Source organism: Edaphovirga cremea (assembly GCF_003332275.1).
Lineage (GTDB): Bacteria > Pseudomonadota > Gammaproteobacteria > Enterobacterales > Enterobacteriaceae > Edaphovirga > Edaphovirga cremea.
Window position 1 is genome coordinate 94,553 of record NZ_QOVA01000009.1, and the last position, 16,673, is coordinate 111,225.

At 51.8% G+C, this 16,673-nt stretch carries 14 protein-coding genes; 6 read left to right on the forward strand and 8 right to left on the reverse strand.

Annotation, left to right across the window (positions count from 1 at the left end):
• The 4 genes from DRI82_RS14030 to DRI82_RS14045 all read right to left on the reverse strand — a co-directional run bounded on the left by DRI82_RS14030 (nucleotide 1) and on the right by DRI82_RS14045 (nucleotide 4,040).
• Nucleotides 1–771, reverse strand: a complete 771-nt coding sequence (locus DRI82_RS14030; RefSeq protein WP_114194543.1) for an FCD domain-containing protein — start codon at nucleotides 769–771, stop codon at nucleotides 1–3.
• Between the two features lie 156 nt (nucleotides 772–927).
• Nucleotides 928–1,245 (reverse strand): PTS sugar transporter subunit IIB, encoded by a 318-nt coding sequence (locus DRI82_RS14035; RefSeq protein WP_114194544.1) that lies wholly within the window; start codon nucleotides 1,243–1,245, stop codon nucleotides 928–930.
• A gap of 12 nt (nucleotides 1,246–1,257) precedes the next feature.
• On the reverse strand, nucleotides 1,258–2,694 hold the full coding sequence (locus DRI82_RS14040) for a glycoside hydrolase family 1 protein (RefSeq protein ID WP_114194545.1): 1,437 nt from the start codon (nucleotides 2,692–2,694) through the stop codon (nucleotides 1,258–1,260).
• Nucleotides 2,695–2,702: 8 nt separating this feature from the next.
• Nucleotides 2,703–4,040, reverse strand: a complete 1,338-nt coding sequence (locus DRI82_RS14045; protein WP_114194546.1) for a PTS sugar transporter subunit IIC — start codon at nucleotides 4,038–4,040, stop codon at nucleotides 2,703–2,705.
• Between the two features lie 232 nt (nucleotides 4,041–4,272).
• Between DRI82_RS14045 and DRI82_RS14050 the strand changes: the two genes are divergently transcribed.
• Both DRI82_RS14050 and DRI82_RS14055 read left to right on the forward strand, forming a co-directional pair.
• Nucleotides 4,273–4,596, forward strand: coding sequence for a PTS lactose/cellobiose transporter subunit IIA (locus tag DRI82_RS14050; RefSeq protein ID WP_114194547.1), 324 nt, complete (start codon nucleotides 4,273–4,275; stop codon nucleotides 4,594–4,596).
• A gap of 191 nt (nucleotides 4,597–4,787) precedes the next feature.
• Nucleotides 4,788–5,816, forward strand: a complete 1,029-nt coding sequence (locus tag DRI82_RS14055; RefSeq protein WP_114194548.1) for a LacI family DNA-binding transcriptional regulator — start codon at nucleotides 4,788–4,790, stop codon at nucleotides 5,814–5,816.
• Between the two features lie 71 nt (nucleotides 5,817–5,887).
• Here DRI82_RS14055 and lysA read toward each other — a convergent pair whose 3' ends face one another.
• Nucleotides 5,888–7,150, reverse strand: a complete 1,263-nt coding sequence (lysA, locus tag DRI82_RS14060) for a diaminopimelate decarboxylase (RefSeq protein WP_114194549.1) — start codon at nucleotides 7,148–7,150, stop codon at nucleotides 5,888–5,890.
• A gap of 189 nt (nucleotides 7,151–7,339) precedes the next feature.
• On the opposite strand from lysA, the gene DRI82_RS14065 reads away from it, so the two are divergent.
• Complete coding sequence (locus tag DRI82_RS14065; protein WP_114194550.1) at nucleotides 7,340–8,269, forward strand: LysR family transcriptional regulator; 930 nt, start codon at nucleotides 7,340–7,342, stop codon at nucleotides 8,267–8,269.
• A gap of 5 nt (nucleotides 8,270–8,274) precedes the next feature.
• Here DRI82_RS14065 and DRI82_RS14070 read toward each other — a convergent pair whose 3' ends face one another.
• Both DRI82_RS14070 and DRI82_RS14075 read right to left on the reverse strand, forming a co-directional pair.
• On the reverse strand, nucleotides 8,275–9,441 hold the full coding sequence (locus DRI82_RS14070; protein ID WP_114194551.1) for an MFS transporter: 1,167 nt from the start codon (nucleotides 9,439–9,441) through the stop codon (nucleotides 8,275–8,277).
• 413 nt (nucleotides 9,442–9,854) lie between these two features.
• On the reverse strand, nucleotides 9,855–10,763 hold the full coding sequence (locus tag DRI82_RS14075; protein WP_114194552.1) for a LysR family transcriptional regulator: 909 nt from the start codon (nucleotides 10,761–10,763) through the stop codon (nucleotides 9,855–9,857).
• Between the two features lie 107 nt (nucleotides 10,764–10,870).
• On the opposite strand from DRI82_RS14075, the gene DRI82_RS14080 reads away from it, so the two are divergent.
• On the forward strand, nucleotides 10,871–11,749 hold the full coding sequence (locus tag DRI82_RS14080; protein WP_114194553.1) for an MBL fold metallo-hydrolase: 879 nt from the start codon (nucleotides 10,871–10,873) through the stop codon (nucleotides 11,747–11,749).
• Nucleotides 11,750–11,793: 44 nt separating this feature from the next.
• Here DRI82_RS14080 and DRI82_RS14085 read toward each other — a convergent pair whose 3' ends face one another.
• Complete coding sequence (locus DRI82_RS14085) at nucleotides 11,794–12,507, reverse strand: tetratricopeptide repeat protein (RefSeq protein WP_114194554.1); 714 nt, start codon at nucleotides 12,505–12,507, stop codon at nucleotides 11,794–11,796.
• A 283-nt stretch (nucleotides 12,508–12,790) separates the two neighbouring features.
• On the opposite strand from DRI82_RS14085, the gene DRI82_RS14090 reads away from it, so the two are divergent.
• Both DRI82_RS14090 and DRI82_RS14095 read left to right on the forward strand, forming a co-directional pair.
• Nucleotides 12,791–14,539, forward strand: coding sequence for an ABC transporter ATP-binding protein/permease (locus DRI82_RS14090; protein WP_114194555.1), 1,749 nt, complete (start codon nucleotides 12,791–12,793; stop codon nucleotides 14,537–14,539).
• Nucleotides 14,540–15,118: 579 nt separating this feature from the next.
• Nucleotides 15,119–16,531: an anion permease gene (locus DRI82_RS14095; RefSeq protein WP_114194646.1), complete on the forward strand. Its 1,413-nt coding sequence runs from the start codon at nucleotides 15,119–15,121 to the stop codon at nucleotides 16,529–16,531.
• Nucleotides 16,532–16,673 lie beyond the last annotated feature (142 nt).

Consider the following 16,673-nt stretch of genomic DNA (forward strand, 5'->3'; position numbering starts at 1 on the left):
CTAGACCAATTTTCCCTGAAAGATGGGAACAGATTCAAAGAGATAACCATCAAATTCCGGGGCATCGACATCTGACAACTCCATCAGGGTCTTTTTGACATTTTCCAAATGCTGCCACATGGCCTGATAGGAGCCCATCACGTCGCGTCGGCGCAGGGCAGCAAGGATATTCTGATGATCTGCCAGCCATTTCAGCCGGTAACCGCGCGTGGCGATATGGCTGTGCAACTGTTGCCAGAGTGGGCTGTTATCCCGCAGCTGCCAGATATTTTTTGTCGTCTCCAGCAGCATCTGATTCTGCGTGGCACCGGCGATCAGCAGGTGGAACAGTTTGTCGTTGTCGCCGCTGGTATCATTTGCCACGATGGCGCGTTGTTCTTGTTCCAGCGTGCGGCGTAAATTCTCAATATCACTTTTTGTCGCCATGGTGGCAGCAAAGGCCGCAATATTGCTCTCCAACAGTTGTCGCGCTTGCAGCACTTCGAAAGGGCCGATTTCATTGCGCAACTCCTCGTCCTGCTCTTCATCTTCCGCCGGAATACGCATCACATAGACGCCCGAACCCTGACGGATATCCACCGTCCCTTCCAATTCGAGCATCAGCAACGCTTCGCGGACGATGGTACGGCTGACACCATAACTTTCGGCAATGTTACGTTCAGGCGGCAAGCGAGATCCCACCGCATAATGGCCTTGCTGTATTTTCTGCCGCAGATCCTGACCAATTTCCTGATACTGCTTTCTTTCTTGCGGAATGACACCTTTTTCCACGATTTCACCCTAAAAGCCACAAAGAACTCAATTAAACCGCCCAACAGGCCAGTCGCTACAGGGTCGACTTTTTAAACGGTGAAAAATATCACCTTTAAAACAGTGGGTTAAATCCCCTTTAACCCACTTTTTCGCCCTGCGATGCTGGCAAAGGACTTAGTCTATCAAACCCAGGGCCTGATCGAGTACTTTCGCACCGTTTAGCGTGCCATACGCCATTGTATCAATGACAGCGATGGGGATCTGATAGCTGTCCGTTAATTTTTTGTTCTCGGCCAGCTTAAAACGCACCTGGGGGCCAAGTAATACCACCACCACGTCATTACCGAATGTCTGCAATTCATCGCGCAGGTTCTGCTCAGGAATGGCATAAATTTCGTAAAGGAGACCACGGGCAGTCGCTTCTTTTTCCATTTTGGTCACCACCAGTGAGGTGGACATTCCTGCCGAACAGGCTAAAACGATTCTTTTCATCACTCTTCCTCACTATTTTTCATCATCATCCAGCGTTAATTCCAGCACGCGTGATTCGCTTAACGCATTGAACCAGTGTGATGATTTTTTCTGCCGCCGATTGCGGTTATTTTCCAGATCGATCTCAATCAATCCGTAGCGGTTTTTGAACGCATTCATTGGCGAGACATTATCGGTAAATGCCCACAGCATATAGCCGTGACAATTGGCACCGTCCTCTTTCGCCTTGAGCGCCCAGTAAAGGTGTTCGGCAATAAACTCAATCCGGTAATTATCCTGAATTTCGCCATGGGTATTTTTAAACTGCACTTCGTTTTCAATCCCCATGCCATTCTCGGCAATAAACCAGGGAATATTGCCGTAATCATTTTTAATCCGCATCGCCATGTCATAAATGATCTTCGGATAGATCTCCCAGCCACGGGATTTATTCATGCGGCGGCCCGGCAATTCAAAATGCTCGTAATAATAGGCCGGGTGAAAAGGGGTCTCTTTATTCCACTCCCGACTTGGGGCTTTTACCCGATACGGATAATAAAGATTGATCCCCACTTCATCGACCGTGTTCTCACGAATAATCGCCAGTTCGGATTCGCTGCAGTCAAAATGAATCTGGTGCTTTTCAAGCAAGGCCAGTAATTGTGCCGGATATTCCCCTTTAATCGCCGGGTCGAGAAATACGCGGTTATAGAACAGGTCATAAATATCGGCGGCCTTGACGTCATGCGCGGCACTTGAGCGGGCGTAAGTCACTTCAGGATTGAGAATGACCCCCACGCTGCCGCCCTGCTGTGCATAGCCCTTCTGGCGGAAAAGCTGCACCACTTTCGCCGTGGCCAGATTTTTATGATGATTCCACTGCATCCATTTTGCGGTGTTTTGCTCGAACGGCCAGCGAATCGCATCCAGATAGACCCGGGTCTGCACCACAATCGGCTCATTAAAGGTGAACCAACGCGTTACCTTGCCTGCAAAGCGCTCGAATACCTTTTCGGCATACAGTACGAACAGCTCAACCACATGTTTGCTGCTCCAGCCGTCGTATTTTTCCAGCAAAACGGCAGGCAGTTCATAGTGTTCCAGGCAGAGCATCGGTTCAATGCCCTGCCGCTGCATCTCGTCAAGCAGGCTGTCGATGTAAGCCGCATACTCTTCATCAACAGTGCCCCGTTCGTAATCGGTCAGAAAGCGCGACCAGTTAATGGAGGTGCGATAGTGGCTCAGGCCACTCTGTTTCATCAGCGCGACATCTTCCTGATAACGATTAATAAAATCCGTCGCCTTCGCCGGGCCATAGCCGTTGTGCCATACCTGACGGTTATTCTTGTACCAGGCATCAAGATACGAATCTTGCCCCGGTTTTTTCCCGCTCCATCCTTCGGTTTGCCACGCTGACGCGGCGGCACCAAGAATAAATCCTTCAGGAATGGCGATAGAAACCTTGCTCATTACATACCTCACGCATTTTGGGCCAGTTCAACTTTGGCGGCTTCATTCTGGGCATTTTCAGCCCGGCGGGACGCGACTTTCACAAACGGCAGGTAGATCAGGATAGCCGTCGCAATACAGACTATTTGCGTCACAACCGCCCCCATAGAACCGGCGGTTGACAGCCAGGCGTTGATGATTGGCGGCGTAGTCCAGGGCACCATCACCACGGCTTTACCGGCAAATCCAAGGCTGGTGGCGAAATAGCCAATCGTTCCGGTCACCAGCGGCGTAATGATGAAGGGAATCGCCAGAATCGGGTTAAGCATGATCGGCATACCGAATATCACCGGCTCGTTGATGTTGAAAAAGCTTGGCCCAAGCGACAGTTTACCGATCTCTTTCATCTCTTTGCGGCGGGAAGCAATCATGACCGCAATCAGCAGGCCGATAGTGCAACCGGAACCACCGATGCTCATGTAGACGTCCCAGAACGGCATGGTGATGATATTCGGGATCTCTTTACCCTGTTCAAACGCGGTCATATTGACGGTGATTGCGCCCAGCAGCAGCGGTTCACGGATCGGTTTGATCATCTGATTGCCATGGATGCCGATAACCCAGAACAGTTGGGCAACAAACATCAGGATCAGGATACCCGGCAGGCTCTGCACCACCGACTCCAGCGGCTGTTGAATGACCCGGTAGACGGCGTCATACAGGTAAATACCCGTAACTTTATGGAAGACGAAACCAAAGGTCGCAATCACGACAACGGTAATAATCGCGGGAATCAATGCGGAGAAAGAGGCCGACACATTTGGCGGTACGCTTTCCGGCATTTTAATTCTCAAACCATTCACCTGTTCAAGCCGGGAATATATCTCTACTGCCAAAATGGCAATAAACATTCCGAGGAACAGACTTTTGGTATCAGAGAATTGTTTCGCCAATACATCTTTCACCACCTGCAGCTGATCGTTGACCATCAGTTCTATAGTGGTTGGCGTCACGGCAATAAAACATATTACCGCCAGTAATCCCGGAAATAACGTTCGGCTGCCGTTAATCTTGCCTAATTCAATACCAATCAGAAAAACCGCACCAATAGTCAGGAAACTCAGGGTGGCGTAGTTAATACTGGTCATTATTGGCTTGAGCGTAGCCAGGAAGGAAAATATTTGAAAACTGGCGAGTCCATTTTTTGGATCCATCACCATATTGGAGATCAGCACGGAAAATGCCCCCACAATAATTACGGGCATCAGCGTAATGAACGCTGCTTTGATTGCCATAATATATCTGAGGCTATTGAACGTGTTGGCAAAACCGCCCAGAGAGTCTATTAGCCGGTCTTTAAATGACATGACATCACCTCTTGATTTTCGAGTTTTGTGTTTGCTAGGACATTTTTATTTTTTTAAACAGAGTCCGATTCTGAGGAATTCCCATTTTCCCGGCGCGTGAGGCTCGATCGCGTTTGGTATGCCAAAATTAGCGGAAATGAATTATTTTTCTGTGATCGCTCTCTCACAAGAGCGTATTGGAATTCCAATATGATGAAAAAACCAAGTTTTGGCATACCAAAAAGGATAGCTGATGATTCTCGATCTCGAACAAACCGTCATGGAACTGCTGATCAATGCCGGGGAAGCCCGTTCACAAGCCATGATGGCGATTCAGGCCGCGCGCAGGCAGGCATGGCAAGAGGCTGATGAGATGCTGGAAGCCTCTCAGGCCGCGGCTCGCGAGGCGCATAAGGTGCAAACTCAACTGATTGGCCTGGATGAGGGCGTGGGTAAAATTCCGGTGAATTTGATCATGGTGCACGCTCAGGATCACCTGATGACTGCCATGCTTTGCCGCGACCTGGCCGAAGAAATCGTTCTTTTACGCCGGGAGATGTTTGGCAATAACGCATAAAGCTGCCTGACCAATTTTTCCTGGTGTGAAGTATTTGCCATAACGCTGATTAATGAGACAAAAGACTCACCTAGCGCGGAACGAATGGTTTCCGCTTTAGGACGATCGCTATGTTAAACTGTGGATCCATTTTACTTCCCCCAATCCGGAGGAAGTGGCGACGGTCAATGATTCCATGAGGGCAGCGATTGATGATCACCATGCTGGATGTTTCTGTACGCGCGGGCGTGTCGAAGGCAACCGTATCACGCGTGCTGAACAATACCGGACAGGTGAAACAGAGCACCCGTGATGCGGTTTTCAAGGCGATGGATGAGTTGGGTTACCGACCGAATTTCCTGGCGCAATCACTGGCAACCAAAAGCTCGAACAGCATCGGCCTGGTGGTATCCAATTTTGATGGTCCCTATTTTGGCAGCCTGCTGCGTCAGGCCGCAAAACTCACCGAGGCCAGCGGTAAACATTTAATCGTGACCGACGGTCACGACACGCCGGAAGGTGAAATCCAGGCCGTGAGATTATTGGCTGACCGGCGCTGTGATGCCATCATCCTCTATACCCGTTATATGTCTGAAAGCGAATTGATGTTGTTGCTGGAAACGCTGCCTGCGCCGCTGATGGTGATCAACCGCGATCTGCCCAAGGCGCGAGAACGTTGCGTTTTCTTCGAACAGCAATTGGCGGCGTTCAATGCCGTTGATTACCTTATCCAGCAGGGTCACCGTGACATCGCCTGTATCACCGCACCGATTGCGACCCCCACCGCAAAACTGCGTCTGGCCGGTTACCAACAGGCACTGCGTGAACACGGCATTACGCCAAATCCTGTGTTGGTCGTAAATGGTATCAGTACCGTTGCCAGCGGTTACCATGCCTGTCAGCAGTTGCTGGCGACGGGAACGCCTTTCAGCGCCCTCTTTGCCAGCAACGATGATATGGCGATTGGTGCCATGAGAGCGCTGAATGAGGCCGGTAAAAAACTGCCGGAGGATGTTTCCCTGTTTGGTTTTGATGACGAACCCAGGGCGGCCTATCTGCTACCTGCGCTCTCCACCGTTTTTCTGCCCATTGAAGGGATGATTGAGGCGGCGTTTTTACAAGCCTTGCGTCTGATTAATGGCAAGCCCATCGCCGAGTTGCCCCCTTTTGTTGGGGAGCTCAGGTTGCGGGAATCGGTCGGTTGCGGGCCATTTTCCCTGTCTGCATCGCAAAAAAAATAGCGAACGCCTGCGCCCGCTATTTCTCAGTCCAACCTCTGGCTGTTTACAGCCATTCGTTAACAACGACTGGTTTACAACAACTCGAGTGCCAGCAATTCCTGAATGGTTTGGCGGCGGCGAATCAGTCGCGGTTCACCGTGCTCAAACAGCACTTCCGGCAAGAGAGGACGGCTGTTGTAATTGGATGACATCGAGGCGCCGTACGCCCCGGTGTCATGGAAGACCAGATAGTCGCCAATCCGCGCTTCAGGCAAAGCCCGCGTTTCGACTCCGCCACCCGCCTGCTGGGTAAAGACATCGCCCGATTCACATAGCGGCCCGGCAATCACTGACTCACGCAACGGCAGTTCGCTGATATCATGGCCATCCGCAGGCAGCAGAGAAATATGATGGTAGCTGCCATACATGGACGGACGCATCAGATCGTTGAAACCGGCATCCACCAGCACGAAGTGGCGACTCCCCATCTCTTTAATCGCCCGGATCTGCGCCACCAGCACGCCGGATTCTGCCACCAGAAAACGTCCCGGCTCGATTTCCAGACCTACCGGATGACCGAGGTGTGCGGCAATCTGCTCGCGAGCGCGGTTCCACAAGCCATAATAGTGTTCGGTATTGATCGACTCTTCGCCAAACTGGTAAGGGATCGACAAACCGCCCCCGGCTGAAATTGCCTCGATGTCATGATTCATTTCAACCACCTGACGCACCATCGCATCACATACCTGCTCCAGGTGCTGGTAATCCACCCCAGAACCAATGTGCATATGGATTCCCACCAGTTTCAACGAGTAACGCTGAATCTGGGCGAGCGCCTGCGGTAAATCGGCATACCAAATCCCGTGTTTGCTGTTTTCACCGCCGGTATTGGTTTTTTGGCTATGGCCGTGACCAAACCCAGGGTTAACCCGCAACCACACCGGATGCCCGGCTTTTTGTTGGCCGATCTGCTCCAGCATATCGATGGAACCGGCATTGACCGGAATATCCAGTTCAGTCACGCGATCCAGCGTAGGCTGATCCAATACGTCGGCGGTAAAGACAATCTCACTCTGCTCACGCCCCGGAAGATAACCCGCCAGCAGCGCACGTTCGATTTCACCGAGCGAAACCGAATCCACTTTCACACCCTGTTCACGCATCAAGCGCAGGATATGAATATTGGAACAAGCCTTCTGCGCAAAACGGATCACGTCAAATTGCCGTAACTGGGCAATACGCTGGCTGATGATATCCGCATCATAGGCCCACACCGGGCAACCAAAGCGTTGCGGCAACGCCAGTAAATTCTCTGCGGTCAGTGCGGTGCTCAGGTCATTCAGGGCGCGTGGCATAAGATCCTCTCAACTCTCTATATCAACGAGGGTCTGGTAAAACGATCGTTCATTAAAACCATCGTCCACAAGGCACTCATTCATGAAAACATTGCCCTGATTATTACTGGCATAAAGCGGGATGAAAAATATCTATTTGCCTATAGTCTATTCATCTATGATATGGGTATCGTCAACGAGGACTCTTCCATGGCCGCTATATCGCTGCGTCACATTGAAATATTCCACGCGGTAATGACTACCGGTAATCTCACCGAGGCTGCCGCGCTGCTGCAAACGTCGCAGCCAACAGTCAGCCGTGAACTGGCACGCTTTGAGAAATTGATTAATCTTTGCCTGTTCGATCGCTTGCGCGGACGCCTTTACCCCACGGTGCAGGGCTTGCGGCTGTATGAGGAAGTACAGCGCTCCTATTACGGACTGGAAAGGATCATCAATGCTGCGGACGGCATCCGTCAGTTTCAGCAGGCGCAGTTGTCGATTGCCTGTCTGCCGATGTTCAGCCAGTCATTGCTGCCCGCCGTCTGCAAACCCTTTATCGATCGTTACCCTGACGTGAGTTTCAATATCATTCCGCAGGAATCCCCGCTGCTGGAAGAGTGGCTTTCTGCCCAACGCCACGACATTGGCCTGACCGAGAATGTGCTAGCCCCGGCAGGAACCGAACGTGAAATGTTGTTAACGCTGAACGAAGTCTGCGTGCTGCCAACCGGGCATCCATTGCTGGCGAAGCGTGAGCTGACTCCACAAGATTTTGAACAGCAAAACTTCATCAGCCTGTCGATCACCGACAGTTATCGACAACTTCTGGATGCTTTGTTTAGCGAAAACGGCATAACCCGGCGGATGGTGATGGAAACGCATAGCGCCGCATCAGTGTGTGCGATGGTTCGGGAAGGCGTGGGCATGTCGATTGTGAATCCTTTGACGGCTCTGGATTATGCTGAAGGCAAAGGTGGAGTCGCCATTCGTCCGTTCAGCCATCAGGTTCCCTTTACGGTGAGCATTATCAGGCCAGTGCATCGGCCATCATCAGCACTGGTGACGACGTTTATTGCCCATTTAAAACAGCAGGCCAATCACTTTCCGGCACGGTTGTCGGCAGCGATCGCCTGCTGATTGCTTTAGTGTGCAGCGGTATGCGTCGCGTTGCGGGCCGCGCGGCGGAAAGTGAAGAAGCAGACCGCGAAACCAAACAGCGCCAGTGCGGCGGCGGCCAGCGGAACGGTGGTCAATCCCAGACCACCGGCAATGACCACGCCACCGACCCAGGCACCTAGCGCATTTCCGACATTAAACGCGGCGATATTCAGCGTAGAAACCAGATTCGGCGCGTTCTTGCCGTACGCCACAACGTTGATTTGCAACGCCGGAACGGCGGCAAAGGACGCCGCAGCCCAGAAGAATAAGGTAATCTCCGCCGCCAGCAGATACATGCTGGTCCAACTGAACAGGATGGATAATGCCGCCATCAGCACAAACGTCAGCGTCAGACTGACAGATAACCGCCAGTCCGCCAGTCGCCCGCCCACGACATTACCGATCGTCAGCCCCAACCCCATCAGCAGCAGGGTCCAGCTCACGCCTTGCGGCGTAATGCCCGTCACGTCAGTCAGGATCGGCGCGATGTAGGTAAAGAGCGCAAACATGGCAGCAGCAAAACTCACTGTCATCAGCAGCGACAACCAGATCCCTGCACCACGCAGGGCGGCCATCTCTTTACGCAACCCAGTCGGCGCTTCATTTTTCGCTTCCGGCAATTTGGTGAACAGCGCCACCAGCGAGATCACGCCAATGATTGACACCGCCCAGAACGTCGAACGCCAGCCGAAAACCTGCCCCAGCGCCGTGCCCAGCGGTACGCCGAGCACGTTGGCCAGCGTCAGGCCGGTAAACATCAACGCAACTGCCGATGCCCGCCGATTGGGTGCAACCAGATTTGCGGCGACTACGGCACCAATCCCGAAAAATGCACCATGGCACAACGCGGTAATAACACGCGCAAACATCAGAAATTGATAAGTGAACGCCAGCGCACACATGACGTTGCCAATAATAAAGATCGCCATCAACAGTAGCAGCGTATGTTTACGCGGCAGTCTGGCGGTCAACAGCGCCATAATGGGTGCGCCAATCGCCACACTCAGCGCATAACCACTGATCAACCACCCTGCCAATGGAATACTGACATGCAGATCGCCCGCCACCTGCGGCAATAACCCCATGATCACAAATTCAGTGGTGCCGATGGCAAAGGCACTCATTGCCAACGCCAGAAGAGAAATAGGCATACACGCTCCCAATCAATGTCATTCTGATCGACGGCAGAACTTCGTCCGCCGCGGGCAGATAAGTATTTAAATAAATCGAAAGAATTCCGGGGGAGTCCGCTCGCGGGCAGCCCGGAAAGAAAGGGTCAGAGCAGCAAGAGTGTCGACATCTGGAACCAAGCCGATAAAAAAGCCCGACGCCAGGTTATCGGAGATATCCTTATAATTTTTAAGCCTTTATCACTCTTGATTTGCCTCACAGAAATAGCACGGCATGCGCCCCATTGACCAGCAGCTTTGTCCGGTCCCCGGTGTAAAATCCGCCATTATTTCGCTAAATGCTTGAACGCATGGACGATACAAAATGTATATAAACGTTACATTCACGTTAATAACTTTCGCTAAATCATCAGTGCTCATCATTTAGCACCCTGTCATGGCAGAAGTGATTGCCAGCGAGGATGGTGGGAAAACCAGTCGACCAGATAGTCCAGCAGCGCTCTTTGCGTGGCAGGCATTTGTCGGCGCGAAGTAAAGATCGCATAGATGCCCATCGCTTGCGGTTGATAATCCGGGATTAACTTTACCAATTGTCCGTTGGCAATCAGCGGCGCAGCCGAATACCAGGGTTGCAGCGCGATGCCTGCCCCCTCTACGGCCCCAGCCAGTAAAACCACCGACTCATTCGCACTCAGATTGCCACTGACGGGCACCGCCAACTGCTTGCCCTGATGCTCAAAATGCCACAGGCTTTTGCCGAAATAGGAGTACGTGAGGCAATTGTGCAACGCCAAATCCTGCGGTTTATGCGGTGTGCCGTGAGCCGCCAGATAAGAGGGTGCCGCACAGATGATTGAGGCACACTGCGCCAGCGGCCTGGCAATCAGATTGGGATCCAGCTCATTGGTAATGCGCAGGGCCAAATCAATACGTTCTTCAACCAGATTGATGGCGCGATTGCTCATCTGCAAATCAATGGCAACCTGAGGATGCTGCCGGAGAAATTCCGTAATCGCGACCACCAGCGCAGTTTGCCCCAGTGACTGGGAGCAACTGATGCGCAGCAATCCGCGTAACGCGTCATCGCCCAGTTCCGGCGTGACATCGATTTCAGCAGCAATCGCCAGAATTTTACGGCAGCGCCCCAGCGTATTCTCACCGGCATCCGTCAAACTGAGCTTGCGGGTGGTTCGGTGCAGCAAGCGTACCCCCGCCCACTCTTCCATCTGCGATAAATAGCGCGTCACCATCGCGCGGGACATGTCCAATGACTCTGCCGCCGCGACCAGACTGCCGCGCTCCACGATGGTAATAAAAACGTGTGCTGCCGTAATGCGATCCATAATTCGTCCGATTTATGCAACAAACAATTGCTCATTATCCGGTTTTTCAATCGATATATGCAATCTATAGTACGCACACTATCTGAGTGACTGACTGAAAATATCCCATGACCAAATCATCTGTTCTGTTCGCGACCGGCGCTGCACTCGTTTTTTCCTCGGCAGTTCATGCCGCCACCCCCTTAAAACTGGAGGTCTATAACCCCGGCGAACGCAGCATTTTCCCGGTCTCTTCCGAAATCATCAGCGGCCCGCACGAAGCCGTGTTAATCGATGCGCAATTCCAGCGCAATGACGCGCAGGAACTGGTGAAAAAAATCAAAGAGACGGGCCGTAAGCTGACGACGGTGTATATCAGCCATTCCGATCCCGATTATTACTTTGGTCTGGACACCATCAAGGCCGCATTCCCTGACGCCAAAATTATCGCTACGCCACAAACCGTTGCGGCAATTCAGGCCACCCAAGCGGGAAAATTGGCCTATTGGGGGCCGATATTGCAAGAAAATGCCCCTAAAGAGGTGATTATTCCTGAAGTACTGCACGGCGACAGTTTCAGTGTGGATGGTGAAAAACTGCAAATCAACGGCTTGAAAGGGGCAATACCGGACAGAACGTTTGTCTGGGTTCCGGCACTGAACGCTGTCGTGGGGGGCGTGGTGGTCTCGGGCAATATGCATCTGTGGCTGGCGGACAGCCAGAGCGTGGAGTCGCGTAAAAACTGGCTGACGACGCTGGACAATATTGCAGCGCTGCAACCAAAAACGGTCGTTCCGGGCCATTTCCTGCCAGGCGCACCGCAGACGTTGGAGTCCGTGACCTTCACGCAGAACTATCTCATCACTGCTGAACAGGAACTGCCGAAAGCCAAAGATTCCGCTCAACTGATCGCCGCGATGAAAAAACACTACCCGCAATTAAGCGGAGAGAGCGATCTTGAAATGAGTGCGAAGGTACTGAAAGGCGAAATGAAATGGCCGCAATAAAACAGTAGCAGGTGGCGCCGGTTCAAACGATCCGGCGCTATTGCTCAGGGCGCGACGCGGACAAACTCGCCGTCTGCCCGCACGTTATGCCCAAAACCGCAGTCTCCGTGAGTTTTCAGCGCGACGTTTTCGTCGCTGAAAACCATTTCAACATCACAGGTTCCGCCATAGTCTGAATCATCTGACTGATGGTACACCGCCTGCTGATCCTTTATCGCCGCTACCGCCGTAAACTCACCAATATTGGGGCCGTAATAGAGCGCCATCGCGCCCATGTACAGGCCGTCATAATGAATCTCATACCGCTCGCCTTTGGCTTTCACCTCGACGGTATTCCAGGATCCAAAACCAGCATATTGCCAATATTCCCCGACCGGACTGGTGGGCTTGGCCAGCGCCGTCAGAGAGTCCTGCATGCGCGAAAGGTTGTATTGCGACTTTTTATCGTCAGCCGCCAATGCCAGCCAGGCGCGGGCTTTGCGCAGTTGACCCTGGCGCAAATACGCCAGCGCCGAATTATTGTATGCCGTCGCCAGGGCACTTTGCGGATGCTGGCAGAATTCACTCCAGGCCACCTGATCGCGGAAATGATCGGCTGCTTTGACGTAATCCCCTTTTTGGTATGCCGCGTTGCCCAGAGCAGCATAGTCCGCAATTTTCTCGCAATCAGCCTCGACATCCGGCTCATCGATTTTGGCAAACGATTGAGCTGAAAACAGAAAACCAGCCGTCAGCAGAGCGGGCAGCAATACTTTCATTGATCTTTTCCTTGGTCTCTTTCGTCATCTCACAGGGCAAAGGCGCGATAAGAAGGCGATACTCTACTGGGTTCTGACCATCATGCAATGCCGATCGGCATTTTAGCCTGGCAATAATGCGACATGACCGAATGAAATTAATCATGATGGGGATAGAACGAAAAGGATGCTTACAAGTCTATATTTGCCTGTTGTGCTGAGCTGACTCATTCTGCTTTTTATTCACCTGACTGATAAGCCCAAGGGTTTACTGAAGAAATTAACGTTGGAAGTTTGACTACCTATGAATAAACAACCGGGAAAAACCACTCAATCGCAATGGAGGGCGGTGTGGAGTTTGATCAAACCCTATTGGCACTCCGAGGAAAAATGGCGCGCGTGGGGAATGTTGATCGCCATTGTGGCGCTCTCACTGGCAACCGTCTATATCAGCGTATTGCTGAATGAATGGAACAGGGTATTTTACGATGCCTTGCAGAATAAAGACTATCCGGTTTTCAAGGCGCAATTGCTGCATTTTACCTGGCTGGCTCTGGCTTTCATTCTGATTGCCATCTACAAAATCTATCTGACGCAGGGATTGCAAATGTACTGGCGGCGCTGGATGACCCGCAAGTACATGGACAAATGGCTGAAACACCATGTCTATTATCATACCGAACAGCAACAGAGTATTGATAACCCTGACCAACGTATCGCCGATGATTTGAATGCCCTGACCAGCGGCACCCTGAATTTATCCCTCGGATTGCTGTCCAGCGTCGTGACATTGGTCTCTTTCGTTACCATTCTCTGGTCGGTCAGCGGCCCCCTCAGTTTTATGGTCGCTGCGCATAACATTACCATTCCGGGCTATATGGTCTGGTTCGCCCTGCTCTACGCCATTCTGGGCTCCTTTCTGGTGTGGTGGATAGGCAAACCGCTGGTGAAATTGGGTTATAACCAGGAATGGTTCGAGGCAAATTTTCGTTTCGGTCTGATCCGTATCCGTGAGAATGGCGATGCGATTGCGCTGTATCAGGGTGAAAACCGCGAACGTCAGCAACTTGACGGCAAGTTTGAATCGATCCGCGCCAACTGGTGGTCGATCATGCGCGTTACCAGGCGCCTGAACGTCGCCTCCACGTTTTACGCTCAATTCGCCATCATCTTCCCGTTTTTGGTGGCAGCGCCGCGCTATTTTACCGGCGCAATCCAGCTCGGCATGCTGATGCAGATCTCCTCGGCCTTCGGTCAGGTTCAGGGGGCGATGTCGTGGTTTATTGATGCCTTTACCGATCTGGCCAATTGGAAAGCCTGTGTGAACCGTCTCGCCGGATTCAATGACGCAGTGGAACGGATCGACGCCCAGCGCTCGGCCATCACCATGAAAAGTGATAGCAGGCATTCACTGGAACTGCGCGATCTCTCCCTCACCCTTCCTCAGGGCGAGCGCCTGTTTGAGCCGGTCAATGTCAAGCTGAACAGCGGCGATAAGGTGCTGATTGCCGGGCCATCCGGATGCGGTAAGTCGACGTTGCTGCGTGCCATTGCAGGCATCTGGCCCTATGGCAGCGGGGAAATTCTTGCCGATCAGGATAAAGTCCGGCTATTCCTGCCGCAGCGCAGCTATATTCCCATTGGTACGCTGCGTGATGCATTGAGCTACCCAAATGACGCCACGGGATTCAGCGATGGGCAATTGCTGGATACCCTTGAGCGCTGCCATTTGAAGCATCTGCAACCTTTCCTGGATACCAGCGGAAACTGGAGCCATCGCCTGTCGCCGGGTGAGCAGCAGCGTCTGGCCTTCGCCCGCGCCCTGTTGATCAAGCCGGACATTCTGTTTCTCGACGAAGCCACCAGCGCACTGGATGATGACACCGAGCAACGGATGTACAGCCTGCTGGTGGAGGAGTTACCGCATATGACTCTGGTCAGCGTCGCACACCGAAATAGCGTGGCGAAATATCATCAGCAGTGCTGGCGTTTCACCAAAGATACTGAGCAACAGCAGGTCACATTGCGCGCCAGCGCCCTCCCTGTAAATTAATGCCCGCCCCTCTCCGGCCCGTTGTTTAGTCCGGGGAGGGAATTACGCCTCTATCGCATCCATTCACCAATAGACTTTCCCACGCGGATATATACGCATTGCTTTACGCATTACAGGGTGTATTTTTTGCTGTCGGGATAGCATTTATTAAAATGCGCCGGTCTGGCGTTAACGAATGCGACATATTGACGTTCGTTGCGCGTCATAAAGGTAGCGATACGAAACACGTTTCAGAAAAAAAGGAAAAATGTCTGTACTCTATGAATACAAGGTATTCCACTATTTATGGAGGGGGTATTTTAGAATATATAACATTGGCAATCATAATAATTAAACATCAAGACATTAATAATTAACATTAGTTTTCACCCCGTTAATTGCGCACCGATTTTTTTACTTATAAAAAGTCACAGAGTAAAATTTTACCCCTTAAGGAGTAAAACTCCCGATCAAGAATGACCTCGATCAACATAGCTTTTGCTCTTCAAATATAAAGTCACTTTATTGATAGCTCTGTTGTCATAACTTCCCAAGTAAACCACCAGATATAGACCTTAATGGAATAAAGGTATGAATATAATGTCACTCTTTAAGACAAAAATGGGGAAAATGCTGATTATCCTGCTGATTGGGGCAGGTATTTGGATAAGCCCAATCCCTGAAGGTGTCAATCCCGCTGCCTGGCATTTGATGGCAGTGTTTGCCGCGACGGTAATAGGGTTGATCCTTTCTCCTTATCCACTCGGTGCCATGGCTATTTTCAGCCTGACCGTGGTGGTAAGCACCGGTTTGCTGGATATGAAAGCCGTGCTGGCCGGGTTTTCCGATCCGACCATATGGATGATTGCCTGCGCATTCTTCATCTCGCGTGGTTTTATCAAGACCGGTTTTGGTCGGCGTGTCGGTTATCTGTTTATCAGTAAACTGGGGCACAGCTCGCTCGGGCTGGCCTACGGTCTGGTATTGACCGATTTGATTTTTGCTCCGGCAATGCCCTCCACCTCAGCGCGTTGTGGCGGTATCATTACGCCGTTGTTTCGTTCTATTTCAGAAGCTTATGACTCCACGCCGGAAAGAGGCACCGAGCGCAAGATTGGCGCGTTTCTGGTGCAATGTATTTTCCAGTGTAATGCCATTACCTGTGCGATGTTCCTGACATCCATGGCGGGTAACCCCATGGTCGGAAAACTGGCCGGGGAAATGGGCATCCAGATCACCTGGACCAGTTGGGCAGTGGCGGCGATTGTCCCCGGTTTGATCTCGCTGGTGGTTATCCCGCTTCTGCTTTACCGTTTCTATCCGCCTGAGCTGAAAAAAACCCCTGAAATGCGTGCCATGGCGAACGAAAAACTTCGCGAAATGGGTGGCATGAGCCGCAATGAGTGGATCGTTCTTACCGTATTTATTGGTCTGGTCACCTTGTGGGTGTGCGGTTCAGCATTGAAAATCGACGCCACCATGACCGCCTTTATCGGCTTGGCTATCTTACTGTTAACCGGTGCGCTGACTTGGGAAGATGTGATTTCCGAGAAAGAAGCATGGCATACGATTATCTGGTTTGCAGTGTTGATGACGCTGGCAAGTCAGCTCAATAAGTTGGGCTTTATCGCCTGGTTTGGTTCGCTGATTGCCGGTTCCGTGCAGGGAATGAACTGGGTGCCGATGCTGGGTATTCTGTTGCTGGCTTACTATTACAGCCACTACATGATGGCGAGCGCCATTGCCCACATCAGTGCGATGTATGCAATATTTGTCTCTATCGCCATTGCGGCGGGTGCACCGCCAATGCTGACCGTGCTGGTCTTTGGTATGTTCAGTAACCTTTATATGGCGACTACGCACTATTCTGGCGGCCCGGCCCCGATTCTGTTTGGCTGTAACTACATTCCGCTGGCAACCTGGTGGAAGATTGGTTTCCTGATCAGTCTGGTCGTTATTCCTATCTGGCTGTTTATCGGCAGTGCCTGGTGGAAAGTCCTGGGATTCTGGTAAGCATTTTCTCTCTCCGCCATCACGCAACGCGCGTGATGGCGGTTTCGCTTCGCTATGCTCCCGCAACGTTATATATACCCAAAGTAACAGACCATTACTCTCCTTCACTAGGCCAGCTTAAAAAGAACTGCTACTCTTTCTT

Excerpts from the sequence above, each read along its gene's own strand:
- DRI82_RS14035 (WP_114194544.1), bottom strand. The coding sequence starts at position 1,245 with ATGAAAAGAATCGTTTTAGCCTGTTCGGCAGGAATGTCCACCTCACTG.
- DRI82_RS14040 (WP_114194545.1), bottom strand. The coding sequence starts at position 2,694 with ATGAGCAAGGTTTCTATCGCCATTCCTGAAGGATTTATTCTTGGTGCC.
- DRI82_RS14045 (WP_114194546.1), bottom strand. The coding sequence starts at position 4,040 with ATGTCATTTAAAGACCGGCTAATAGACTCTCTGGGCGGTTTTGCCAAC.
- DRI82_RS14050 (WP_114194547.1), top strand. The coding sequence starts at position 4,273 with ATGATTCTCGATCTCGAACAAACCGTCATGGAACTGCTGATCAATGCC.
- DRI82_RS14055 (WP_114194548.1), top strand. The coding sequence starts at position 4,788 with ATGATCACCATGCTGGATGTTTCTGTACGCGCGGGCGTGTCGAAGGCA.
- lysA (WP_114194549.1), bottom strand. The coding sequence starts at position 7,150 with ATGCCACGCGCCCTGAATGACCTGAGCACCGCACTGACCGCAGAGAAT.
- DRI82_RS14065 (WP_114194550.1), top strand. The coding sequence starts at position 7,340 with ATGGCCGCTATATCGCTGCGTCACATTGAAATATTCCACGCGGTAATG.
- DRI82_RS14070 (WP_114194551.1), bottom strand. The coding sequence starts at position 9,441 with ATGCCTATTTCTCTTCTGGCGTTGGCAATGAGTGCCTTTGCCATCGGC.
- DRI82_RS14075 (WP_114194552.1), bottom strand. The coding sequence starts at position 10,763 with ATGGATCGCATTACGGCAGCACACGTTTTTATTACCATCGTGGAGCGC.
- DRI82_RS14080 (WP_114194553.1), top strand. The coding sequence starts at position 10,871 with ATGACCAAATCATCTGTTCTGTTCGCGACCGGCGCTGCACTCGTTTTT.
- DRI82_RS14085 (WP_114194554.1), bottom strand. The coding sequence starts at position 12,507 with ATGAAAGTATTGCTGCCCGCTCTGCTGACGGCTGGTTTTCTGTTTTCA.
- DRI82_RS14090 (WP_114194555.1), top strand. The coding sequence starts at position 12,791 with ATGAATAAACAACCGGGAAAAACCACTCAATCGCAATGGAGGGCGGTG.
- DRI82_RS14095 (WP_114194646.1), top strand. The coding sequence starts at position 15,119 with ATGTCACTCTTTAAGACAAAAATGGGGAAAATGCTGATTATCCTGCTG.